A 22,987-nucleotide genomic window follows, 5' to 3' on the forward strand; every position below is an offset into this window, starting at 1 on the left:
AACGGACGCTTCCTTTGTACTCACCCTCTCGGGCTTTCCTCCGGGCTTTCGTTCTTCGTTCTTGCGATTCAGACTCTATCAGAGTCTTTCTCGCTCGCTTTCCAGGTCCTTCGCTTTCGCGCTTTCCCTTTCCGGCGGTTCCGACTCTATCAGATTCTTTTCCGTACCGTTTCCGGCTTGGTTTCGAATTCCGATGGCCTTCGGAGGGCCTTTCCCTTTCGGGTGGATCAGACTTTATCAGGTCTCCCTGAGTGCTGATTGCCACCCGCTCGCACACGACAACGGGCACACGTGTGTGCCCGGGCCCTACGAGGTGGAGTCGTAAACGTACTGGAGCGGGGCCCCCGGACGCAAATCCGGTTGCCCCGCTCCAGTGAGGTCGCTACGTACGCGCAGGCGTACGCCGAGGTCAGACCTCGACCACGACCGGGAGGATCATCGGGCGGCGGCGGTAGCTGTCCGACACCCACTTGCCCATGGTCCGGCGGATGAGCTGCTGGATCTGGTGCGGCTCCGCGACGCCGTCGGCCGCGGCGCGGGCGATGGCTTCCTCGATCTTCGCGCTGACCGGCCCGAAGGCCGAGTCCTCGATGCCGGAACCGCGGGCCTGGATGTTCGGGCCGCTCACGACCTTGCCCGTGGTGCTGTCGACCACGACGTAGACCGAGACGATGCCCTCGTCGCCGAGGATGCGGCGGTCCTTGAGGGAGGCCTCGGTGACGTCGCCGACCGAGAGGCCGTCCACGTACACGTAGCCGGCCTGGACCTTGCCGGAGATGCGGGCCTTGCCGTCGATCAGGTCGACGACCACGCCGTCCTCGGCGATGACGATGCGGTCCTTCGGAACGCCCGTCATGGCACCGAGCTCGGCGTTGGCACGCAGGTGGCGCCATTCGCCGTGGACCGGCATCAGGTTCCGCGGCTTGCAGATGTTGTAGAAGTACAGCAGCTCGCCGGCGGATGCGTGGCCGGAGACGTGCACCTTGGCGTTGCCCTTGTGCACGACGTTGGCGCCCCAGCGGGTCAGGCCGTTGATCACGCGGTAGACCGCGTTCTCGTTGCCCGGGATCAGGGACGACGCCAGGATCACGGTGTCGCCGGGGACGATCCGGATCTGGTGGTCGCGGTTCGCCATGCGGGACAGGGCCGCCATCGGCTCGCCCTGGGAGCCCGTGCAGACGAGCACGACCTCGTCGTCCGGCAGGTCGTCGAGGGTCTTGACGTCGACGACCAGGCCGGCCGGCACGCGCAGGTAGCCCAGGTCACGGGCGATGCCCATGTTGCGGACCATGGAGCGGCCGACGAAGGCGACGCGGCGGCCGTACTCGTGGGCGGCGTCCAGGATCTGCTGGATGCGGTGCACGTGGCTCGCGAAGGAGGCCACGATGATCCGCTTCTGCGCGCCCGCGAAGACGCCGCGGATCACGTTGGAGATGTCGCGCTCCGGCGGGACGAAGCCCGGGACCTCGGCGTTCGTCGAGTCCGAGAGGAGGAGGTCGATGCCCTCTTCGCTCAGACGCGCGAAGGCGTGCAGGTCGGTGAGGCGGTTGTCCATCGGGAGCTGGTCCATCTTGAAGTCGCCGGTGGCGACGACAAGACCCGCGTCCGTGCGGATGGCGACGGCCAGGGCGTCCGGGATGGAGTGGTTGACGGCGATGAACTCGCAGTCGAAGGGGCCCAGGTTCTCGCGCTCGCCTTCCTTCACCTCAAGGGTGTAGGGGCGGATGCGGTGCTCCTGAAGCTTGGCCTCGATGAGGGCGAGGGTCAGCTTGGAGCCGATCAGCGGGATGTCCGGCTTCTCGCGGAGGAGGTACGGAACGGCGCCGATGTGGTCCTCGTGGCCGTGGGTGAGGACGATGCCCTCGATGTCGTCGAGGCGGTCCCGGATGGACGTGAAGTCCGGCAGGATCAGGTCGATGCCCGGCTGCTCCTCCTCGGGGAAGAGCACGCCGCAGTCGACGATCAGCAGGCGGCCGTCGAACTCGAAGACGGTCATGTTGCGGCCGATCTCGCCGAGACCGCCCAGCGGGGTGACCCGGAGGCCGCCCTTGGGGAGCTTCGGCGGCGGGCCGAGTTCAGGGTGCGGATGGCTCAAAGGTTCTCCTTCACCACGCGCGCCACGTACCTCTGAGGCACGTGGCGCGCATGTCATTCGTGCACTTGCTTCGTCTGTTTCGTTCTTGCTTATTCAGTTGTGAAGTCTGTTGTCAGAGCTGTACCCCGCCCGCGGCAAGATCGATCTTGAGCTGTGCCGTCTCTTCGTCGGTCAGTCCGATGAGGGGGAGGCGCAGCGGCCCGGCGGGCAGGCCCTGGAGGGACAGGGCCTTCTTGGTGGTCATCACGCCCTGGGTGCGGAACATGCCCGTGAAGACCGGGAGCAGCTTCTGGTGGATCTCGGTGGCCTTCTGGACGTCGCCGCCGATGTGGGCCTCCAGCATCGCGCGCAGCTCGGGGGTGACCACGTGGCTGACGACGGAGACGAAGCCGACGGCGCCGACCGACAGGAGCGGCAGGTTCAGCATGTCGTCGCCGGAGTACCAGGCCAGGCCGCTCTGGGCGATGGCCCAGCTGGCGCGGCCGAGGTCGCCCTTGGCGTCCTTGTTGGCCACGATCCGGGGGTGCTCGGCCAGCCTGACCAGGGTTTCCGTGCTGATCGCGACACCGCTGCGACCGGGGATGTCGTAGAGCATGACCGGCAGCTCGGTGGCGTCGGCGATGGCCGTGAAGTGCTGGAAGAGGCCTTCCTGCGGCGGCTTGCTGTAGTAGGGCGTCACGGCGAGGAGGCCGTGGGCTCCGGTGCGCTCGGCCTGGCGGGCGAGCTCCAGGGTGTGCCGGGTGTCGTTGGTGCCGATGCCGGCGACGACGTGGGCGCGGTCGCCGACCGCTTCGAGTACGGCTCGTACGAGGTCGTTTTTCTCCGCGTCGGTGGTGGTGGGCGACTCACCGGTGGTGCCGTTGATGATCAGGCCGTCGTTGCCTGCGTCCACCAGGTGGACGGCGAGACGCTGCGCGCCGTCGAGGTCAAGTGCGCCATCAGCCGTGAACGGCGTGATCATGGCGGTGAGGACCCGCCCGAAGGGGGTCTGCGGAGTCGAGATCGGAGCCATGGGTAACACGCTACTCGCTGCCATGCTCGCGGTGTCCCCTCGGGGGACGTCAACAGGCTGTGCCGCCCGGCGGGAGCCGGGAGGGTGTTGGATCCCGGCACTGCCTGCTCGGGGGTTCAAGCAGTGCCGGGTCCGTTTGATCAGCCTAGATGAACTTTACGAAACGCCGCAATACGGACACTTGGGACTTGCTCCCGTACATGCGTACGCCATGCGTGTATCGGCCCTTACGGGGCAACGCGCCCGTTGGCGTTGAAGGCCGCGTAGGTCAGCGGCATGAGCTTCGCCCAGTGCTGCTCCATCCTCTCGCCGACCATCTCGATCTCCCGCTGCGGGAAGGACGGGACCTTGGCCAGCTCGTGCTGGGTGCGCAGCCCGAGGAAGTGCATGAGCGAGCGGGCGTTGCAGGTGGCGTACATCGAGGAGAAGAGGCCGACCGGCAGGACCGAACGCGCCACCTCGCGGGCCACGCCGGCCGCGAGCATCTCCCGGTACGCCTCGTAGGCCCGGCGGTAGGAGTCCTCCATGACCCGGCCCGTCAGCTCCTGCTGCGCCTCGGTCCCCTCGACGAAGACGTACTTGCCCGGGCGGCCCTCCTGGACGAGCCGGCGCTCGGCGTCCGGAACGTAGAAGACCGGCTCCAGCTCCCGGTAGCGGCCGGACTCCTCGTTGTAGGACCAGCCCACGCGGTGCCGCATGAACTCACGGAACACGAAGATCGGGGCGCTGATGAAGAAGGTCATCGAGTTGTGCTCGAAGGGGCTGCCGTGGCGGTCGCGCATCAGGTAGTTGATGAGGCCCCCGGAGCGCTCCGGGTCCTTCTGGAGCTCCTCCAGGGACTGTTCGCCGGCCGTGGAGACGCGAGCGGCCCACAGCACGTCGCTGTCGGTGGCGGCGTGCTTCACCAGCTCCACCGTCACATCACTGCGGAAGCTGGGCTTCAGGCCCGGGGCATCACTGTCGCTCACACGGGGTCCTTCCGAACGGGACTTTCGAGGGGGGTGCGCCCACTCTACGGCGGGCGGCGGCGGCCACGGAGCTGACGAGGCGCCATGAATTTTGCTTAATGTCCCGAATTCCGGCACCGATCAGGCCGTTCGTTCGTCTGTCCAGGAGAGAGCACACCGTCCGTCAGAACCCGGGCCCAGAGCCCCGACCGTGAGGAGAGCCGCCACTGTGTTTCGCCGGCGCGAACCCGTCCCCTTCGCCTTCGTCGCCGAGGCCGACCGTTTCCGAAGCAACGTCACTCCGCCGCCGCGCGAGAGTCTGAGCGTCGCCCAGCTCACCGCCCGTAGTCTGGTCGGACTGACCGTGGTGGCGGGGCTCGTGGGCTCGCTGCTCTTCGGCATACCCGCACTGCAGCCGTACCAGGCGTCCGACCGGCCCGCGGGGACGGCGCAGCAATCGGAGGTGTCCGGGGGGCGGTAGCCTCTCGGGCACAGCCCAACCGAACGTGCATGTGAGTGAGGTCCTGCCGTGCCCCTGCCCTTCTTGACGGCCGACGGCGTCTTCGACGCACACGAGGACGAAGCCCTCCCCCATGTGGATCCCGAGCGCTGGCGGCGCCCCTACCGGCCCGGCCCCTGGCGGGTCGCCGGTGCGTCGGTGCTGCTGCTGCTCGCCGCCTTCATGCTGCTGGCCACGGTGATCATCGCCTTCGCGGGCACCTGGACGGGCGCGGGCATCGCCCTCGCCGCCTCGCTCACCGTGGTCGGCTCCGCGCTGCGGATCCTGCGCTCGGGTGTGTGGGTGAGCCCCTCCGGGCTGCGCCGGGTCGGTTTCTTCGGGACCCGCTCGGTCGCCTGGAGCCAGGTCGAGAAGGTGCACAAGGTCCAGCAGCCGGTGCGCTGGCTGGGACTGCCGCGGACCGTGCAGGGGCAGGCGCTGACGGTGGCCGCCCGCGGCAAGGAGCTGTCGGTGCTGCTGACCGACCACAACGCAGACTTCCTGGCCCGGGCCGAGGCCTTCGACCGGGCCGCCGGCCAGGTCGAGGCGTGGGCCGAGGAGTACCGGGGCGTGCCCGCCTGACGGCGGCGGAACGGCACGAGGGCCCGTACGGGGATCGTCCTGTACGGGCCCTTCCGGTTCGTGCGCCTACGCGTCTACGCGCGCGCCTGGTGCAGGGCGATGGCCCGCTGCATGGCCTTGCGTGCCCGCGGGGTGTCGCGGGCGTCGTGATAGGCGACGGCGAGGCGGAACCAGGTGCGCCAGTCCCCCGGCGCGTCCTCGGTCTCCGCCTTGCGGCGTGCGAAGACCTCGTCGGCGGAGTCCCGCAGGATCCGGCCGTACTGGTCCCGTTCCAGCTCGTCGGCGGGCAGGCCGCCCTCGGCCTCCAGCTCCGATGCGAGCTGGTTGGCCCGCGTCACGAAGCGGGTGTTCATCCAGAGGAACCAGATGCCGATGACCGGCAGGATGAGCACGGCCGCACCGAAGGTGACGGTGAGCAAGGTGCCCTGCTGGATCAGCAGCAGGCCCCGGCTGCCGACCAGGACGAAGTAGACGACCAGGACGGCGGCCGTGACGAGATAGGTGATCTTCGCGCGCATGGGTGCTACTGCCTCATCAGCCGAGGTCGAGGAAGTTTTCCAGGCCGAAGGTGAGGCCCGGGGTCTGCGTCACGCGGCGGGCGCCGAGCAGGATGCCCGGCATGAAGCTGCTGTGGTGCAGGGAGTCGTGACGGATGGTCAGGGTCTCGCCCTCGCCGCCGAGCAGTACCTCCTGGTGGGCCAGCAGGCCGCGCAGGCGGATGGCGTGCACGGGGACGCCGTCGACGTCGGCGCCGCGGGCGCCGTCGAGGGCCGTGGCGGTGGCGTCGGGCTGGGCGCCGAGGCCGGCCTCGGCGCGGGCGGCCGCGATGAGCTGGGCCGTGCGGGTCGCGGTGCCGGAGGGGGCGTCGACCTTCTTCGGGTGGTGCAGCTCGACGACCTCGACGGACTCGAAGTAGCGGGCGGCCTGGGCCGCGAACTTCATGGTGAGGACGGCGCCGATGGAGAAGTTCGGGGCGATGAGCACCCCGGTCTCCGGGGAAGCGGCGAGCCAGGTGTTCAGCTGGGCGAGGCGGTCCTCGTTCCAGCCGGTGGTGCCGACCACGGCGTGGATGCCGTGGCCGACGAGGAAGTCCAGGTTCCCCATGACCGAGTCGGGGGTGGTCAGCTCGACGGCGACCTGGGCTCCCGCCTCGGCCACCGTCTCCAGCTTGTCGCCCCGTCCGAGGGCCGCCACCAGCTCCATGTCCTCGGCGGCCTCGACCGCCTTGACCGCCTCGGAGCCGATGCGGCCCCGGGCGCCGAGGACTGCCACGCGCAGCTTGCTCATTGTTGCTTCCTTAGGGTGCTTGCGTACGGGTCTAGGCGACCGCTTCGTCGAGTCGGGCGGCCTGCTTCTCCTTGAGGGGGCCGATCACCGCCAGCGAGGGCCGCTGGGCCAGTACATCCTGGGCGACCGCGCGGACGTCGTCCGGGGTCACCGAGGCGATGCGGGTCAGCATGTCGTCGACGGACATCTGATCGCCCCAGCACAGCTCGCTCTTGCCGATGCGGTTCATGATCGCGCCGGTGTCCTCCAGGCCGAGGACGGTGGAGCCGGAGAGCTGGCCGATGGCGCGCCGGATCTCCTCGTCGGTGAGGCCTTCGGAGGCGACGGTGTCGAGCTCCTGGCGGCAGATCCGCAGCACGTCGTGGACCTGGCTGGGCCGGCAGCCGGCGTAGACGCCGAAGAGGCCGGTGTCCGCGAAGCCGGAGGTGTACGAGTACACGCTGTAGGCCAGGCCGCGCTTCTCCCGGACCTCCTGGAAGAGCCGGGAGGACATGCCGCCGCCGAGGGCGGTGTTCAGCACGCCGAGGGCCCAGCGGCGCTCGTCGGTGCGGGCCAGGCCCGGCATGCCGAGGACCACGTGGGCCTGCTCGGTCTTGCGGTTGACCAGGTCGACGCGGCCGGCGGTGCGGATCCGCTTGGTGCCGGTGCGCGGGCCGAGCGGCACGGCGTCGGTGTGCTTCAGGGCGCCGGCCTTCTCGAAGGCCGCACGGACCTGGCGTACGACCTTGTTGTGGTCGACGTTGCCGGCGGCGGCCACGACCAGGCGGGTCGGGTCGTAGTGCTTCTTCCAGAAGCGGCGGATCCGGTCGGCGCCGAGGGCGTTGATGGTGTCGACGGTGCCGAGGACGGGGCGGCCGAGCGGCGAGTCCCCGTACATGGTCTGGGCGAACAGGTCGTGGACCATGTCGCCCGGGTCGTCCTCGGTCATCGCGATCTCTTCGAGGATGACCCCGCGCTCGGCGTCGACGTCCTCCTCGCGGATCAGCGAGCCGGTGAGCATGTCGCAGACCACGTCGATGGCCAGCGGCAGGTCCGTGTCGAGGACCCGCGCGTAGTAGCAGGTGTACTCCTTCGCCGTGAAGGCGTTCATCTCGCCGCCGACCGCGTCGATCGCGGAGGAGATGTCGAGGGCGGTGCGCTGGGCGGTGCCCTTGAAGAGGAGGTGTTCCAGGTAGTGGGTGGCGCCGTTGAGAGCGGGCGTCTCGTCGCGCGAGCCCACGTTGGCCCAGATGCCGAAGGTGGCGGAGCGGACGGAGGGCAGCGTCTCGGTGACGATGCGCAGTCCGCCGGGCAGGACCGTGCGCCGGACGGTGCCGATGCCGCTCTGGCCCTTGAGGAGTGTTTGGGTACGGGCGACGGCCCGCCCCTCGGAGGAGGGGCGGGCCGTCACACGGGAACTACGCGACGTCACTTGTCGGAGTCGTCCTTGTCGGCCTCAGCGGCGTCCTCGCCCTCGATCACGGGGACCAGGGAGAGCTTGCCGCGCTGGTCGATCTCGGCGATCTCGACCTGCACCTTGGTGCCGACCGCGAGCACGTCCTCGACGTTCTCCACGCGCTTGCCACCGGCGAGCTTGCGGATCTGCGAGATGTGCAGCAGGCCGTCCTTGCCGGGCATGAGGGAGACGAAGGCACCGAAGGTGGTGGTCTTGACGACCGTACCCAGGTAGCGCTCGCCGACCTCCGGCATGGTCGGGTTGGCGATCGCGTTGATCGTGGAGCGGGCGGCCTCGGCGGCCGGGCCGTCGGCGGCACCGATGTAGATGGTGCCGTCGTCCTCGATCGTGATCTCGGCGCCGGTGTCCTCCTGGATCTGGTTGATCATCTTGCCCTTGGGGCCGATGACCTCGCCGATCTTGTCCACGGGGATCTTGACGGTGATGATCCGCGGGGCGTTGGGGGACATCTCGTCCGGCGTGTCGATCGCTTCCATCATCACGTCGAGGATGTGGAGGCGGGCGTCGCGGGCCTGGGTCAGGGCCGCGGCCAGGACGGAGGCCGGGATGCCGTCGAGCTTGGTGTCGAGCTGGAGGGCGGTGACGAACTCCTTGGTGCCGGCGACCTTGAAGTCCATGTCGCCGAAGGCGTCCTCCGCACCGAGGATGTCGGTGAGGGCGACGTAGTGCGTCTTGCCGTCGATCTCCTGGGAGATCAGGCCCATGGCGATACCGGCGACGGGGGCCTTGAGGGGCACACCGGCGTTCAGCAGCGACATGGTGGACGCGCAGACCGAGCCCATGGACGTCGAACCGTTGGAGCCGAGGGCCTCGGACACCTGGCGGATCGCGTAGGGGAACTCCTCGCGGGTCGGCAGGACCGGCACGATCGCGCGCTCGGCGAGCGCGCCGTGGCCGATCTCGCGGCGCTTCGGGGAGCCGACGCGGCCGGTCTCGCCGACGGAGTACGGCGGGAAGTTGTAGTTGTGCATGTAGCGCTTGCGGGTCACCGGGGAGAGGGTGTCCAGCTGCTGCTCCATGCGGAGCATGTTGAGGGTGGTGACGCCCAGGATCTGGGTCTCGCCACGCTCGAACAGCGCCGAGCCGTGCACGCGCGGGATGGCCTCGACCTCGGCGGCGAGGGTACGGATGTCCGTGAGCCCGCGGCCGTCGATGCGGACCTTGTCCTTGATGACGCGCTCGCGCACCAGGGCCTTGGTCAGGCTGCGGTAGGCGGCGGAGATCTCCTTCTCGCGGCCCTCGAAGGCCGGGAGGAGCTTCTCGGCGGCGATCTCCTTGACGCGGTCCAGCTCGGCCTCGCGGTCCTGCTTGCCCGCGATGGTCAGCGCCTGGGAGAGCTCGCCCTTGACGGCGGCCGCGAGGGCCTCGTACACGTCGTCCTGGTAGTCCAGGAAGACCGGGAACTCGCCCTCGGGCTTGGCGGCCTTGGCGGCCAGGTCGGCCTGGGCCTTGCAGAGGACCTTGATGAAGGGCTTCGAGGCGTCGAGGCCGGCGGCCACGATCTCCTCGGTCGGCGCCTCGGCGCCGCCCTTGACCAGGGCGATGGTCTGCTCGGTGGCCTCGGCCTCGACCATCATGATCGCGACGTCGCCGTCCTCCAGGACGCGGCCCGCGACGACCATGTCGAAGACGGCGTCCTCGAGCTCGGTGTGCGTCGGGAAGGCGACCCACTGGCCGCGGATCAGCGCGACGCGGACGCCGCCGATCGGGCCGGAGAAGGGCAGGCCGGCCAGCTGGGTGGACGCGGACGCGGCGTTGATCGCGATGACGTCGTACAGGTGGTCCGGGTTGAGCGCCATGATGGTGGCGACGACCTGGATCTCGTTGCGCAGGCCCTTCTTGAAGGAGGGGCGCAGCGGGCGGTCGATCAGACGGCAGGTGAGGATCGCGTCCTCGGAGGGGCGGCCTTCGCGGCGGAAGAAGGAGCCGGGGATCTTGCCGGCCGCGTACTGGCGCTCCTCGACGTCCACCGTCAGGGGGAAGAAGTCGAGCTGGTCCTTGGGCTTCTTCGACGCGGTGGTCGCGGAGAGGACCATCGTGTCGTCGTCCAGGTAGGCAACGGCGGAGCCGGCGGCCTGGCGGGCGAGGCGGCCCGTCTCGAAGCGGATGGTGCGGGTGCCGAAGGAGCCGTTGTCGATGACGGCCTCGGCGTAGTGGGTCTCGTTCTCCACTAGCGTTTTCTCCATTTTCGTCGTCTCCGTCCGCCACCCGTGTGGTGGTGGACGGTTGCGGAGAAGCGCTCCTGGCGTGCGGGCCGGTCTTCGATCGAAGCACCCGGGTCTCGGCCCCTCCGACGGGGCTTTCCGGATGCCACTACCGAGGACCGGCGGCGTAGGGAGGGCGCTCCTCCTCTTCAGTTGTGCGCTGTGTCCCAGACTACAAAGCGTCCGGCAGGTCGCGCACGTACAGCAAAGGGAGCGGCCCCATCGGTGTGGGAACCGCTCCCTTCACAGTGTGCTTACTTGGCGCCGGCCGCACCGCGGCGGATGCCGAGGCGCTCGACCAGCGTACGGAAGCGCTGGATGTCCTTCTTGGCCAGGTACTGCAGCAGGCGGCGACGCTGGCCGACCAGGATCAGCAGACCACGACGGGAGTGGTGGTCGTGCTTGTGGGTCTTGAGGTGCTCGGTCAGGTCCGAGATGCGGCGGGACAGCATCGCGACCTGGACCTCGGGAGAGCCGGTGTCGCCCTCCTTGGCACCGAATTCGGCGATGATCTGCTTCTTCGTAGCGGCGTCGAGCGGCACGCTTACTCCTCGTTTTGGTCTTCGTGGCCACCGAGTGCCCCAGGTCGAATTCTCTGGGGATCTTCCGTAACTCGGGAGGCGAGGTCCGCTGGGCGCTGTCTCCAGAGGTCTCCGGGGACGCGTACACAAACGGCCGTCACACAGCGTACCAGGCTGCCGGGTCGCGCCGTCTCAGCTGGTGAGAGACCGGGCGCGGCCGTACACGTCGAGCACCGCCAGGGCCAGCGGGACCAGGCTGAGCAGGACCGCGGCCTCGGTGAGGTCGAGCAGCCTTCCCCAGAAGGGTGACAGGCCCTTGCGGGGGATGACAAGCGAGATTCCCACGAGGAGGGCCGCCCCGGCGGCGACGGCGGCCGAGAGCCAGACCGTACGTTCGAACACCAGATCGACCGGCGTGCGCAGGGCCAGGCCCAGGACCAGCAGGCCGACCGCGGCCAGGCCCGCGGTCAGGGCGCAGACCACCTGGGAGGTGTAGCGGAAGAGGCGGGCGCGCAGCAGCATCGCCAGGCCGGTGGCCAGGGCCAGCAGGCGGCCCCAGGTGCTGTCGGAGAAGCCGAGGACGGCGGCGGCGCCGACGGCGACCGCGGCGCACCCCCCGACGAGGCCGAGCAGCATCTCGTGCCCCCGCCGGGCCTGGGCGGCGATGGCCCCGGCGTCGAGCGGGGCCGCCTGCTGGTCGGCGCCGCCCTGGTCGGCGTACGGGTCGGCGTCGTAGCGGTCCGGGGCCTCGTATCCCGGGGCCGCGCTCTGCGGGGCGGCGTACCCGATGGGCAGCCGGGCGAAGCGGGCGGACAGGGCGGGCAGGAAGGCGACGAGCCCGATGGCGACGGGCGCGCACACGGCGGCCGCGGCCGTGGCGGAGGCGTCGGCGGCGATGGCGCCGAAGCCGGCCAGGGTCCCGGTGGCCGCGAGGAAGGTGGCGGCGACGAAGGGGGCGTCCCCGTCGGGGGTGAGCGCGACCAGCGCGACGGCGGCGACCAGGACGCAGGCGCAGCCGAGCAGGAACTGCAGCCGCCCGGGTCCCTGGCCGGCGCCGGCGGCGACGGCGCCGGAGCCGGCGATCAGCAGGTGCGGCAGGGCGCCGAGGCCGAGCGCGACGGCGGAGCCCCGGTCGCGGTAGACGCGGGCGCGCACCCCGGCGGCGGCGGTCAGGAGCAGGCCGACGGCCCCGGCGATGATCCCGGGGAGGCCGTGCATGTCGTGCCGGACGGGGTCGGCGTACCAGAGGACGAAGCCGAGCAGGACGAGCAGCAGCGCGGCGCCGGCCAGGCCCGCCCCGCGCAGCATGTCGTCGCTCCAGCGGTGCCGGTCGCGGACGACGGCGGAGGCGACGGCGTCGGCGACGTCGTCGAAGACGGCCGGCGGCAGGGACTCGGCGAAGGGGCGCAGGCTGAGCACCTCGCCGTCCAGGACCCGCTGGGCCGCGAGGGTGCGGGCGCCGTCGAGGACGGCGCCGGAACGGCGGACCAGGTGGAAGCCGGTGGGGGCGCCGACGGGCTGGGTCTGGCCGGTGAGGCGCAGCAGTTCGGGGTAGACGTCGGCGACGGCGATGTCCTCGGGGAGGGCGACGTCGATGCGGCTGTCCGGTGCCACGACGGTGACCCTGCAGAAACCGGTCGCGTCGGCCGTACTCACCTGTGTGACCCCCTGGTTGGCGCCGCCCCCGCCGGGGCGGCGGTCGGTTCGCGGATGCGCATGGCGCGGGCGTCACCCTACCCGGAGGCCGCCCGTCCACCGGCAAGTAGGATCGCCGTTCGCGTCGGGCGCGGGGTGCGGGAATGCCCCCCGGTGCCCGGGACTTGGGGGCGCCGGCTGCGACGTCCCGCCAGTTTTCGAGGGATTGATGCTCCGGTGAGCCAGATCGTCGTCAAACGCCCGCCCCGGTCCCTGCCGCCCGAGGTCCCTTCGGACGAGCTGAGGCTGGAGGCGCCGCCGGAACTCCCGCGGGGGCAGCAGGAGGGCATGCTGATGCAGCTCCTGCCGATGCTGGGCATGGGCTCCTCGGTCGTCTTCTTCTTCATGCCGGGCTCGGCGCCGTTCATGCGGATCATGGGCGTGCTGATGCTGGCGTCGACGGTGGGCATGGTCATCGCCCAGCTGGTGCGCCACCGGCGCGGTACGCAGGGGCACATGGCCGACGTGCGGCGGGACTACCTCAAGTACCTCGCGCAGACGCGCCGCCAGGTGCGGCGCACCGCGCGGGCGCAGCGCGACGCGCAGCTGTACCTGCACCCGGCGCCCGAGCAGCTGTGGTCGGTGGTGGCGGGAGGCTCCCGGCTGTGGGAGCGGCGGGTCGGCGACGCGGACTTCGGGCAGGCCCGGCTGGGGCTGGGCGCACAGCGGCTCGCGACCGCGCTGGTGGCTCCGGACACGGCCCCGGTGGACGAGCTGGAGCCGCTGGCGGCGGGGGCGATGCAGCGCTTCCTGAAGGTGCACTCCTCGCTGGACGGGCTGCCGGTGGCGGTGTCGATCCGGGCGTTCTACCACGTGACGGTGTCCGGGGAGGCGGAGCCGGCGCGGGGTGCGGCGCGGGCGATGGTGGCGCAGCTGGCGACGCTGCACTCCCCCGAGGACCTGGTGGTGGCGGTGGTGGCCGCGCCGGGGGCGGTGCCTTCGTGGGACTGGGTGAAGTGGCTGCCGCACACGCAGGTGCCGGGGCAGGTCGACGGGGCCGGTACGAAGCGGCTGTTCGGCGACGACCTGGGTGAGCTTGAGGGGCTGCTGGGGTCCCGGCTGGAGGGGCGGCCGCGGTTCAGCCGGGAGGTGTCGCCGGTGCTGGACCAGCCGCACCTGGTGGTGGTGCTGGACGGCGGGCTGGTGCCGCCGGACTCGGTGTTCGCGGCGGCCGAGGGGTTGCAGGGCGTGACCATCGTCGAGGTGGTCGCGGGTGGGCTCGACGAGCCGAGGGGCGGGCTGTCGGTCGTGGTGGGGCCGGGCCGGCTGCGGCTGGAGTCGGGCGCGGGGGTGGCGTACGAGGGCGTGCCGGACACCCTGTCGCTGCCGGCGGCGGAGGCGCTGGCCCGGCAGCTGGCGCCGCTGCGCACGGGCGGCGGGGACGACGACGAGCCGCTGCTGGCGAACCTGGACTTCACCGACCTGCTGAACCTGGGCGACGCGGCTTCGGTCGACGTGTCCCGCACCTGGCGGCCGAGGTCGGCCGGCGAGCGGCTGCGGGTGCCGATCGGGGTGGGCGAGGACGGCGCGCCGGTGATGCTGGACCTGAAGGAGGCCGCGCAGGAGGGCATGGGCCCGCACGGGCTGTGCGTGGGCGCGACCGGTTCGGGCAAGTCGGAGCTGCTGCGCACGCTGGTGCTCGGGCTGGCGGTGACGCACACCTCGGAGACGCTGAACTTCGTCCTCGCGGACTTCAAGGGCGGCGCGACCTTCACCGGTATGGGGCAGATGCCGCACGTCGCGGCGGTGATCACCAACCTGGCGGACGACCTGACGCTCGTCGACCGGATGGGCGACTCGATCCGCGGCGAGCTCCAGCGCCGGCAGGAGCTGCTGCGCTCGGCGGGCAACTACGCGAACATCCACGACTACGAGAAGGCGCGCGCGGCGGGCGCCCCCCTGGAGCCGCTGGCCTCGCTGGTGCTGGTCATCGACGAGTTCTCGGAGCTGCTGACCGCGAAGCCCGACTTCATCGACATGTTCATCCAGATCGGCCGGATCGGCCGCTCGCTGGGCGTGCACCTGCTGCTGGCCTCGCAGCGGCTGGAGGAGGGCAAGCTGCGCGGCCTGGACACGTACCTGTCGTACCGGATCGGTCTGCGCACCTTCTCCGCGTCGGAGTCGCGGACGGCGATCGGGGTGCCGGACGCGTACCACCTGCCGTCGGTGCCCGGTTCGGGCTACCTGAAGTTCGGTACGGACGAGATGACCCGCTTCAAGGCGGCGTACGTCTCGGGCGTCTACCGCTCGGGCGGGCCGGACCTGTCGGTGGGGCCGTTCCCGGTGGAGCGCCGCCCGGCGCTGTTCACGGCGGCTCCGGTGCCGGTGGTGTACGCGGCGCCGGATCCGGCGCACCCGGCGGAGCGGCCGGCGCGGGAGGACGACGCGCTCGCGGACACGGTGCTCGACGTGATCGTGGGGCGGCTGGAGGGGCGGGGCGTGCCGGCGCACCAGGTGTGGCTGCCGCCGCTGGACCGGGCGCCGTCCCTGGACCAGCTGCTGCCGGCCCTGGCGCCCTCGGCGGAGCGCGGGCTGCACGCGGAGGGGTACACGCGGCCGGGTGGGCTGGTGGTGCCGCTCGGGCTGATCGACAAGCCCTTCGAGCAGCGGCGCGAGGTGTTGTACCGGGACTTCTCGGGTGCGGCGGGCCACATGATGGTGGTGGGTGGTCCGCAGTCGGGCAAGTCGACGCTGGTGCGGACGCTGATCTGCTCGTTCGCGCTGACGCACACCCCGCGCGAGGTGCAGTTCTACGGGCTGGACTTCGGCGGCGGCGCGCTGTCCTCGGTGGCGGAGCTGCCGCACGTGGGCGGGATCGCCTCCCGGCTGGATCCGGAGCGGGTGCGGCGCACGGTCGCGGAGGTGGCGGGGATCCTGGCCCGCCGCGAGGAGTTCTTCCGGGCGAACGGCATCGACTCCATCGGCACGTACCGGCGCAGGCGTGCGGCGGGCGAGCTGCCGGGCGAGGCGTGGGGTGACGTGTTCCTGGTCGTCGACGGCTGGGGCGGGTTCCGCGGCGAGTACGAGGGCCTGGAGCCGGTGGTCACGGACATCGCGGCCCGGGGGCTCGGCTACGGCATCCACGTGGTGGTCACGGCGGCCCGGTACATGGAGGTGCGGGCCGCGCTGAAGGACCAGCTGCTGAGCCGGCTGGAGCTGCGGCTCGGCGACGTGATGGACTCCGAGTTCGACCGGCGGGTGGCGGCGAACGTGCCGACGGGGATGCCGGGGCGCGGCCAGGTGCCGGAGAAACTGCACTTCCTGGGGGCTCTGCCGCGGATCGACGGGGCGCACGACGCGGAGAGCCTCTCGGAGGGCACGCGGGAGTTCGTGGCGGCGGTGCGGTCGGGCTGGGCCGGGCCCTCCGCTCCCGGGGTGCGGCTGCTGCCGCGGCTGCTGCACGCGGACCGGCTGCCCAAGGGCGGGGAGTTCCCGGAGCGCGGGATCGCGATCGGCATCGACGAGACCGCTCTGGAACCGGTGTTCGTGGACTTCGAGAGCGACCCCTTCTTCCTGGTGTTCGGCGAGAGCGAGTCGGGCAAGACGAACCTGCTGCGGCTGATCGCGCAGCAGATCGCCCAGCGCTACCGCCCGGACCAGGCCAAGCTGGTCGTCGGCGACTACCGGCGCGGGCTGCTGGGGGCGCTGCCGGAGGAGCACCTGCTGGAGTACGCGCCGATGGCGGGCTCCCTCCAGATGCACATGGAGGCCCTGGTCGGGGTGTTCTCGCGCAGGCAGCCGCCGGCGGACGTCACCCCGCGGCAGCTGCGGGACCGCAGCTGGTGGACGGGCCCGGACGTGTTCATCGTGATCGACGACTACGACCTCGTCGCCACGAGCCAGGGCAACCCGCTGACGCAGCTCGTGGAGTTCCTGCCGTTCGCCCGGGACACCGGGGTCCGCTTCGTCGTCGCGCGCAGCTCGGCGGGGGCCTCACGGGCGATGTACGAGCCGTTCATGCAGCGGATCAAGGAGCTGGGGGCGCAGGGCGTCGTCCTGTCGGGCGACCCTTCCGAGGGCGACCTGCTCGGCAGTGTCCGCTCCCGCCCGATGCCCCCGGGCCGCGGCCACTACGTATCGCGCCGGCGCGGTACCTCGCTGGTCCAGCTGGGCCGGATGCCGGGACTGTAGGGGGCGGGGCCGGGGCCGCGGGGGCCGGATCCGGGGGGTCTCGCGGCCATCACGGGAAACGGCTCCCCCGGCGGCCGCGTTCCGCCGATAATCGGCAGCGAAGACCGCGCAGCACCGCACGACCGACGGGAAGGGCCGCACATGGGCACCCAGCAGGAGAAGGACGAGCTGTACGCGCTCGACATCAGCGACGTCGAGTGGCAGGGGCCGCCCGGGACCAGCCCGGACGAGGAGCGGGTGGAGATCGCCAAGCTGCCCGAGGGCGCGGTGGCGATGCGGTCCTCCCTGGACCGCGACACGGTTTTGCGCTACACGGCGGCCGAGTGGGAGGCCTTCGTGCTCGGGGCCCGGGACGGGGAGTTCGACCTCACCTGAGGCCCGCGGCCGGGGTACGGCGAAGGGGGCGCGCCCCGTGCGGGGCGCGCCCCCTTCGGTATGCCGGGCGGGCTCAGAAGGCCTCGGTGAACAGGCGCGAGGCCTTCACGTCGGTGGCGCGGTAGTCGCCCTTGCCGCGCTCGATGAGCCGGGCGACGGCCTCCAGCTGCTTCTGCATGTGGTCGGCGCGGCCGTGGTACTTCCTCTGCAGGTCGAGGTAGGCGACGTGCGCCTCGCCGTCCCAGGTGTCGGTGACGACCTTCACGGCCGACTCCATCTCCTCCAGGTCCTTGAGGATGTTCCTGGAGACGACGCGGATGCGGTCCGCCATCTGCTGGACGCTCTCGTACCGTACCCGGGTGTGGCCGTCTTCGTTGCCTGCCATGTCCTTCTCCTTCGGGCTGGGGTGTGCCGGGGCGACGCGGACGTCAGAGGTATTCGAGGCCCGAGCGGGCGCCGCCCGCGGCGGCGGCGCCGGAGCGGGCGTTGATCGTGTTGAACGCCGCGTGCACGTCCGCGTCCTGCGCGTTGGTCAGGTTCTTCGTCTGCGCGACGGCGTTGTGCAGGACCGCGAGCAGCCGGCGGATCTCGTCGTGGTCGAGGTTGAGGTCCGACTGGGCCTTCCGGAAGCCGTCGGCGCCGGCGCCGGTCCAGCCCGCGTGCGCGGTGGCGAGGATGTCGGCCAGCTCACGGGCCTGGGTGGTGACGGCGTTGGCCGTCTCGGAGATCTTGTTGGCCGCCTTGACGACCGGATCGTCCGCAAGTCCGAAATTGTTCGTCATCCGAAGCTCCTCACTTCTCAATTCCCCGACAGAACCGGCGGATTGCATGGCGGAGCGGCTTCCGGAGGCGCCAATTCACGCCACACGCACCGGACTTCCCCCTCCGCTTCACACGGATCCCCGATCACAGTCGTGAAGCCTGGCGTCACTCTAGTCAGTTCGGTTGACCCGCCCAACACCAGTCGCCCGGTTCTACGGACGAGCGTGACCGTTCACTGCAAACGGCTCCGGCGGCCGCGGCGGGCGTCGCGCACGACGGTCGCGGTCCCGGCGACGACGGCGATGAGCACGCCCGCGATCCCGAGCGCGTACGTGCCGATCCGCTCGTCGCGTTCCCGGGCGGTCTCCGACATCGGGAGGGCCGCCGCCTGCGGTGCGGCCGCCGGGGGCGGGCCGGGGTCCGGCACGGGCGGCCCGGGGGGCCCGGCGTCCTGGGTGACGGCCCGCACCGGGTCGACGACGCCCCACCCGACGTAGTCGTCGCGGCCCTTGACGGAGCGTTCGGCGGTGTTCTGGATCTGCCAGACCACCTCCTGCGGGGTCCACTGCGGGTGCTCGGCGACCAGCAGGGCGGCGACCCCGGCGACGTAGGGGGCGGAGAAGCTGGTGCCGTTGTCGATGCACTGGCCGAATCCGGGGACGGTGGAGACCATGTCGACGCCGGGGGCGGCGACCCCGATGAAGTCGCCGGGCTGGGAGAAGGCGGCCCGTTCGTTGTTGCGGTCGGAGGAGGCCACGGCGAGGACCCCGGGGAAGGCCGCCGGGTAGGTCCTGCGCTTCTGCCCGCCCAGTCCGTCGTTGCCCGCCGAGGCGATGACCACGGCCTTGGCGGCGAGGGCCCGCTGGACGGCCTTGCCCAGTTCGGAGTCCGCGGTCAGCGGGGCGTCGGTGTCCTGGGAGATGTTGATGACCCGGGCGCCCTTGGCGACGGCGTGGTCGACGGCCTGGGCGAGGGTGGCGACCGCGTTGCCGGTGGCCTGTCCGTCGTTCTGCCGGATGGGGATGACGGTGGCCCCGGGGGCGAGGCCGACGAAGCCCGTGCCCTGCTGGGGGCGGGCCGCGATCAGCCCGGCGACCTTGGTGCCGTGCCCGATGGTGTCGTTGGTGCCGTCGCCGCCCTTGGGGTCGGTGAAGTCCCGGCCGGCGCCGGTGTCGAGGGCGCCGGCGAGCTGCGGGTTGGCGCGGTCCACACCGGTGTCGATGACGGCGACCCGTACCCCCTCGCCCTTGGTGCGGGCCCACAGGGCGTCCAGCATGACCCGCTGGAGGGCCCAGGGCCGGTCGGCGATCTGCTTCTTCATGGGGAAGGTGCACTCGCCCGCCCCGTCCAGGGCGAAGGCGTACGGGGACTGCGGCGCGGGCGCCGTGCCACCGAGGGCGGCCAGGGCGAGGGCGGCGGCCGCCAGGACCGTGCGGGAGGGCTGCGACATGGCCGGTGTCCTCACGAACCCTGCGGCTGGCGGGCCGAGTTGGTGTCCAGGCGGGGCCCCTTGGAGAGGAACTCCGACCACGCGATCGGCACCGTGGCGGGCACGATCCCGCCGTAGCCGAGCCGCACCTGCGCCTGGCTGGGCTCGGGCCGGCCGTCGCCGGTGGCGCCCGCCGCCTGCTGCCCCGGGGCGCCGATCCCCGACTGCTCGGCGTCGCTGTCGCCGTTGGCCTGGACCGCGTACCGCAGGCCGGTGTCGGTGACGAGGAACAGGGCGCCGCCCCCGCCGGTCTGGCGGCCCTGGACCTGGGTGTAGAGCAGGCCCGTGCCGGGGGTGACGTACGAGCTGGTGCCGCTGGCGGTGATGTCGACGGGGAAGCCGGTGCCGGCCCAGGTGCTCAGCGTCTGTCCGCCCCGGCCGTCGACGGAGCGCAGGACGTTGCACACGGTGTCGCGCCGTTCGCCGCCGTTCGCGGCGCCGGGGGTGTCCGCGACCCGGTTGACCTGGGTGCCGCGCCGGCGGGGCCACTTGGCGTCCTCCTTGAAGGGAGGGGCGTTCGGGTCCAGGGACTTCAAGTCGGTCTCGTGGGCCTTGCCGTGCATGCCGAGGCCGTCACTGGCGGGCGAGTGGATCAGCAGCCAGGCCGTGAACTCCGAGACCGGGGCGATCCGGTCGGGCAGTACGACGTAGTGCTGCGTGCCGAAGCCGGTCTGCGCGGTCAGCACCATGCCGACCCTGGCGTCGGCGCCGCCCGGGACGGCGGCGCCCGCCCCCGGAGTGCCGGGCAGTTGCGGGAAGGCCAGGTCGTCGCCCGGGTTCAGGGTGGCCAGCCACTCCTCGGTCACCGGCTGCGGGGTGGCGCCGGTGCCGACCAGGGCCGTGGTCAGGGTCCCGGAGTCGGGGCGCCCCTCGGGGAACCGGTACTTCGTGCCGGCCGAGTCGACGAGGAAGCGCTCCTTGGCCCCGCCGGTGCTCTGGACGTACAGCACCTGGGTGTCGGTGGTGCGGTTCCCGTCGTCCGTCAGGCCCGCCTCCCGGTCGGCGAGGACGAAGGCGGCGGTCTGTACGCCCCGGTTGTTGCCGCCGGGCTGCTGGCAGACGGCCCAGCGCTTGGCCTTGGCGGCTTCGGCCGTGGCGGGGAGCCGGTCGGGGGCGTACGGGATGCCGATGATGGGGCCGCGCGGGGGCTTGCCCGCGTCCAGCACCTTGTCCTCGACCTGGACGACCTTCGACTTGCGCGGGTCGAGCAGCAGCCGCGCCGACGCCAGGTTCAGCACGGGGTGCAGACGGGTCTGGTCCTTGCCGTTCACCTTCGTGGTCAGGACCACGTACCGGGTCGTGGACTGCTTGCCGACGACGACCATGGCTCCGGGCTCGTCCCACCCCTTGGGAGCCTGCGGCCGGAACATCCCCCAGGCGCCGAAGCCCGCGACGATCAGCGCGCCGGTCACCACTCCGGGCAGGACCGCGCGCAGCGGGCGGGGGGCGCCCTCCTCGGTCCCGGTGGCGGAGGGCTGGAGGAACGCGGCCACGGTGCGCCGCTTCGCGAAGGTGTACGCGTTGAGCTCATCACGTCGTGATGCCATGACCGCCTGCTTCTCCCCGCACGGCCCCGCCGGTGGGGCCGCTCCCCGGGCCTTGGTTGTCGGACCGGGGACCTACTATGCCTCTTGACGGAGGGTCGGCAGGTGCCGGGTGGGCCGGGGCGGCGGCCCGGAGCCCGCTGGATCCCTCCGGACCGGGGTATTCAGGGCTGTTGGGGTGGATGGGGAGATTCCGGTGCCGGGCGGCCGCTGTCGCGTGGCGCCGGGACTCCCCCGCTCCGCCCGCGAGTTGGGGAGGTGCGCGAGTGAGGGCCAGCACGACGGCGCCGCATGCGGCCGCGACCGCACCCGCACGCGGCGGGATCACACCGCATCCGAGGTCGGGCCCGGGCCGCTTCGGTCCGTTCCGATTGCAACAGCTCGTACTCCTCCAGCTCGCGGCCGCCGCGCTGCTCGTGGCGTGGGTGGTGGAACCGCTGCTGCTGGTGCCCGCGGGCGTCCTGGCGGTGGTGCTGTCCCTGCTCGCCCTCGTCCGCCGCCACCAGCGCTCCCTGCCCGAGTGGATCGGCGGTGCGCTCGCCCTGCGCGCCAGGCGGCGCAGGGCCGCCGCCTCCACCGTGCCGGCGGGCACCGAACCGGGGCTCGCACCGCTGGTCGAGGCCGATCCGGCGCTGCGGACCACGGCCTTCGGCGACCGCGACCGGCGGCCCGTCGGGCTGGTCGGCGACGGGACGTTCCTGACGGCCGTGGTCCAGGTGGACACGGACGCCACCGCGCTTCGGCCCGACCGCGCGGAGCGGCCGCTGCCGCTGTCCCTGATCCGGGACGTCCTCGAAGTGGACGGCATCCGGCTGGAGTCGGCGCAGCTGGTGCAGCACACCCAGCCCGCCCCGGCCCCGCACCTGCCGGCCCGGTCGATGGCCGCGCTCAACTACGCGCCCCTGCAAGCCCGTACGGGCACCCCGGCGGTGCGGCTGACGTGGATCGCGCTCAAGCTCGACCCGGAGCTGTGCCCGGAGGCGGTCGCCGCGCGCGGCGGCGGCCTCGCGGGGGCGCAGCGCTGTGTGGTGCGGGCGGCCGACCAGCTGGCCGGCCGGCTGGCCGGGGCCGGGTTCCGGGCCACCGTGCTCACCGAGCAGGAGCTGACGGGCGCGCTGGCGACCTCCTCGTGCGCGAACCCGATGGCGATCACCCAGGCGGGCCGCTCGGCGAGCACCGGCCGGCGCACGGAGGAGACCGCCCGGACCTGGCGCTGCGACGACCGGCGCCACACCACCTACTGGATAGGCCGCTGGCCCGAGCTGGGCGGGTCGGGGGCCGGGCTGCCGCAGTTCGTGGCGCTGCTCACGTCGCTGCCGGCGCTGGCGACCAGCTTCAGCCTGACGATGGCCCCGGCGGAGCGGCAGGGCGTGACCCTGACCGGGTACGTACGGGTCACCGGGCGCAGTGACGAGGAACTGGTCGCCGCCCGGCGGGAGCTGGAGCGGACGGCGCGGGGCGTGCGGGCCGGGCTGGTACGGCTCGACCGGGAACAGGTGCCGGGGCTGCTGGCCTCGCTGCCGCTGGGAGGGGCGCGATGAGGGGTCCGGCTCGGGTCCGGGGCGGTTTCGGGCTGATCGGACCGCGCCGGGAGCGGCACGTGCTCCCCGCGGCGGACCTGGACGCGCTGGCCCTGCCCGTCGGGGACGACGGGGTCGTCATCGGCGTGGACGCCGAGGGGCGGTCGGCGGTGCTCGGCGTGAACCGGCCCACGCCGTACGAGGTCACGCTGATCGGCGGCCTGTGGACGGCCCAGGTTCTGGCCCTGCGCACGGCCGCGACCGGGGCCCGGGTCGCGGTGGAGACCGGGCGCGCGCCCGTGTGGTCCGGGCTGGCGCAGGCGGCCGGGGGCGGGCAGCAGTGCGTGACCCTGCACGACGTGGGCCGGGTCCCGCCGCAGGGCGCCTCGGCGGGCAGCCCGGTGCTGGTGGTCCGGGACTGCGGGATGCGGCCGCCGCGCGGGCGGGTGGCGGCGGGGCCGTGGCAGTCGGTGCTGACCCTGCTGCCGTACCTGAGCCCGGCCGCGCCCCGGCTGGTGCGGAACTCGGCGCTGGTCGGGGTGCAGCGGGTGTCCCCGGACGAGGCGGAGCAGGTGGGCGCTCTGATGCGGCTGCCGGGGGCGGCGGTCGAGGCGCTGCCGACCCTCGGGGACGGGGTGACGCTGTGGTGCACGCCGCGGGACCGGAAGTTCGTGATGACGCAGGGCACGGAAGCGGAGACCGGGCTGCTGGGAGCGGCGCGGCGCATCGACTGACGGGCCGTTCGCGGGACGTGCGGGATGACGCTTGCTCAGGGCCGGAGCGGCCTGTAGGCAGGAGTGCGGGGGCGCGACCTCGGGGGCTTTCGGGCGCGGGGCGCGATTAGGCTGAGCGCGGGCGCGGCGTCGAG

General features: G+C 72.1%; 19 protein-coding genes. 6 read left to right on the forward strand and 13 right to left on the reverse strand.

Features of this window, described 5'->3' with window-relative positions; genetic code table 11:
* Positions 1-409: 409 nt before the first annotated feature.
* The 3 genes from ACZ7IF_RS37540 to thyX all read right to left on the reverse strand — a co-directional run bounded on the left by ACZ7IF_RS37540 (position 410) and on the right by thyX (position 4,075).
* A complete protein-coding gene (locus ACZ7IF_RS37540; protein ID WP_470981309.1) occupies positions 410-2,095 on the reverse strand; it encodes a ribonuclease J in 1,686 nt (561 codons plus the stop codon).
* A gap of 112 nt (positions 2,096-2,207) precedes the next feature.
* A complete protein-coding gene (gene dapA, locus ACZ7IF_RS37545; RefSeq protein WP_470981311.1) occupies positions 2,208-3,107 on the reverse strand; it encodes a 4-hydroxy-tetrahydrodipicolinate synthase in 900 nt (299 codons plus the stop codon).
* Positions 3,108-3,334: 227 nt separating this feature from the next.
* The gene (gene thyX / locus ACZ7IF_RS37550; RefSeq protein ID WP_470981312.1) at positions 3,335-4,075 is read right to left on the reverse strand and encodes an FAD-dependent thymidylate synthase; all 741 of its coding nucleotides are present in this window, start codon (positions 4,073-4,075) and stop codon (positions 3,335-3,337) included.
* 208 nt (positions 4,076-4,283) lie between these two features.
* Between thyX and ACZ7IF_RS37555 the strand changes: the two genes are divergently transcribed.
* Positions 4,284-4,535, forward strand: a complete 252-nt coding sequence (locus ACZ7IF_RS37555) for a hypothetical protein (RefSeq protein ID WP_470981314.1) — start codon at positions 4,284-4,286, stop codon at positions 4,533-4,535.
* A 48-nt stretch (positions 4,536-4,583) separates the two neighbouring features.
* Positions 4,584-5,135 (forward strand): PH domain-containing protein, encoded by a 552-nt coding sequence (locus ACZ7IF_RS37560; protein WP_470981316.1) that lies wholly within the window; start codon positions 4,584-4,586, stop codon positions 5,133-5,135.
* Positions 5,136-5,209: 74 nt separating this feature from the next.
* Here the strand turns inward: ACZ7IF_RS37560 and ACZ7IF_RS37565 are convergent, their stop codons facing one another.
* The 6 genes from ACZ7IF_RS37565 to eccD form a co-directional block, all read right to left on the reverse strand.
* On the reverse strand, positions 5,210-5,653 hold the full coding sequence (locus ACZ7IF_RS37565; RefSeq protein ID WP_470981317.1) for a hypothetical protein: 444 nt from the start codon (positions 5,651-5,653) through the stop codon (positions 5,210-5,212).
* Between the two features lie 16 nt (positions 5,654-5,669).
* Positions 5,670-6,422: a 4-hydroxy-tetrahydrodipicolinate reductase gene (dapB, locus tag ACZ7IF_RS37570; protein ID WP_470981319.1), complete on the reverse strand. Its 753-nt coding sequence runs from the start codon at positions 6,420-6,422 to the stop codon at positions 5,670-5,672.
* 31 nt (positions 6,423-6,453) lie between these two features.
* Positions 6,454-7,833: a M16 family metallopeptidase gene (locus tag ACZ7IF_RS37575; RefSeq protein ID WP_470981321.1), complete on the reverse strand. Its 1,380-nt coding sequence runs from the start codon at positions 7,831-7,833 to the stop codon at positions 6,454-6,456.
* Entirely contained in the window at positions 7,830-10,049 is a 2,220-nt protein-coding gene (locus ACZ7IF_RS37580) for a polyribonucleotide nucleotidyltransferase (RefSeq protein WP_470981340.1), read from the reverse strand. The genes ACZ7IF_RS37575 and ACZ7IF_RS37580 overlap by 4 nt, the downstream gene beginning before the upstream one ends.
* A 287-nt stretch (positions 10,050-10,336) precedes the next feature.
* Complete coding sequence (gene rpsO, locus ACZ7IF_RS37585) at positions 10,337-10,624, reverse strand: 30S ribosomal protein S15 (protein WP_007266917.1); 288 nt, start codon at positions 10,622-10,624, stop codon at positions 10,337-10,339.
* A 171-nt stretch (positions 10,625-10,795) separates the two neighbouring features.
* Positions 10,796-12,259 (reverse strand): type VII secretion integral membrane protein EccD, encoded by a 1,464-nt coding sequence (eccD, locus tag ACZ7IF_RS37590; RefSeq protein WP_470981322.1) that lies wholly within the window; start codon positions 12,257-12,259, stop codon positions 10,796-10,798.
* A gap of 216 nt (positions 12,260-12,475) precedes the next feature.
* On the opposite strand from eccD, the gene eccCa reads away from it, so the two are divergent.
* Positions 12,476-16,429, forward strand: coding sequence for a type VII secretion protein EccCa (gene eccCa / locus ACZ7IF_RS37595; RefSeq protein ID WP_470981324.1), 3,954 nt, complete (start codon positions 12,476-12,478; stop codon positions 16,427-16,429).
* A 141-nt stretch (positions 16,430-16,570) separates the two neighbouring features.
* Positions 16,571-16,804, forward strand: a complete 234-nt coding sequence (locus ACZ7IF_RS37600; protein WP_007266914.1) for a DUF397 domain-containing protein — start codon at positions 16,571-16,573, stop codon at positions 16,802-16,804.
* A gap of 73 nt (positions 16,805-16,877) precedes the next feature.
* Here ACZ7IF_RS37600 and ACZ7IF_RS37605 read toward each other — a convergent pair whose 3' ends face one another.
* From ACZ7IF_RS37605 to eccB, 4 genes are all read right to left on the reverse strand, one after another.
* A complete protein-coding gene (locus ACZ7IF_RS37605) occupies positions 16,878-17,189 on the reverse strand; it encodes a WXG100 family type VII secretion target (protein WP_470981326.1) in 312 nt (103 codons plus the stop codon).
* 43 nt (positions 17,190-17,232) lie between these two features.
* The gene (locus ACZ7IF_RS37610; protein WP_470981328.1) at positions 17,233-17,586 is read right to left on the reverse strand and encodes a WXG100 family type VII secretion target; all 354 of its coding nucleotides are present in this window, start codon (positions 17,584-17,586) and stop codon (positions 17,233-17,235) included.
* Between the two features lie 212 nt (positions 17,587-17,798).
* Positions 17,799-19,016 (reverse strand): type VII secretion-associated serine protease mycosin, encoded by a 1,218-nt coding sequence (gene mycP, locus ACZ7IF_RS37615; protein ID WP_470981330.1) that lies wholly within the window; start codon positions 19,014-19,016, stop codon positions 17,799-17,801.
* Between the two features lie 11 nt (positions 19,017-19,027).
* A complete protein-coding gene (eccB, locus tag ACZ7IF_RS37620; RefSeq protein ID WP_470981331.1) occupies positions 19,028-20,602 on the reverse strand; it encodes a type VII secretion protein EccB in 1,575 nt (524 codons plus the stop codon).
* Between the two features lie 368 nt (positions 20,603-20,970).
* Between eccB and eccE the strand changes: the two genes are divergently transcribed.
* Positions 20,971-22,140, forward strand: a complete 1,170-nt coding sequence (gene eccE, locus ACZ7IF_RS37625; RefSeq protein WP_470981333.1) for a type VII secretion protein EccE — start codon at positions 20,971-20,973, stop codon at positions 22,138-22,140.
* On the forward strand, positions 22,137-22,853 hold the full coding sequence (locus ACZ7IF_RS37630; RefSeq protein WP_470981334.1) for a hypothetical protein: 717 nt from the start codon (positions 22,137-22,139) through the stop codon (positions 22,851-22,853). The genes eccE and ACZ7IF_RS37630 overlap by 4 nt, the downstream gene beginning before the upstream one ends.
* The last annotated feature ends 134 nt before the right edge of the window (positions 22,854-22,987 follow it).

This window comes from Streptomyces sp. NPDC037421, from assembly GCF_055602105.1.

Coding starts and splice junctions, on each gene's coding strand:
- mycP (WP_470981330.1), bottom strand. CDS start 19,016: ATGTCGCAGCCCTCCCGCACGGTCCTGGCGGCCGCCGCCCTCGCCCTG.
- dapA (WP_470981311.1), bottom strand. CDS start 3,107: ATGGCTCCGATCTCGACTCCGCAGACCCCCTTCGGGCGGGTCCTCACC.
- ACZ7IF_RS37605 (WP_470981326.1), bottom strand. CDS start 17,189: ATGGCAGGCAACGAAGACGGCCACACCCGGGTACGGTACGAGAGCGTC.
- ACZ7IF_RS37610 (WP_470981328.1), bottom strand. CDS start 17,586: ATGACGAACAATTTCGGACTTGCGGACGATCCGGTCGTCAAGGCGGCC.
- eccB (WP_470981331.1), bottom strand. CDS start 20,602: ATGGCATCACGACGTGATGAGCTCAACGCGTACACCTTCGCGAAGCGG.
- ACZ7IF_RS37565 (WP_470981317.1), bottom strand. CDS start 5,653: ATGCGCGCGAAGATCACCTATCTCGTCACGGCCGCCGTCCTGGTCGTC.
- dapB (WP_470981319.1), bottom strand. CDS start 6,422: ATGAGCAAGCTGCGCGTGGCAGTCCTCGGCGCCCGGGGCCGCATCGGC.
- ACZ7IF_RS37630 (WP_470981334.1), top strand. CDS start 22,137: ATGAGGGGTCCGGCTCGGGTCCGGGGCGGTTTCGGGCTGATCGGACCG.
- ACZ7IF_RS37600 (WP_007266914.1), top strand. CDS start 16,571: ATGGGCACCCAGCAGGAGAAGGACGAGCTGTACGCGCTCGACATCAGC.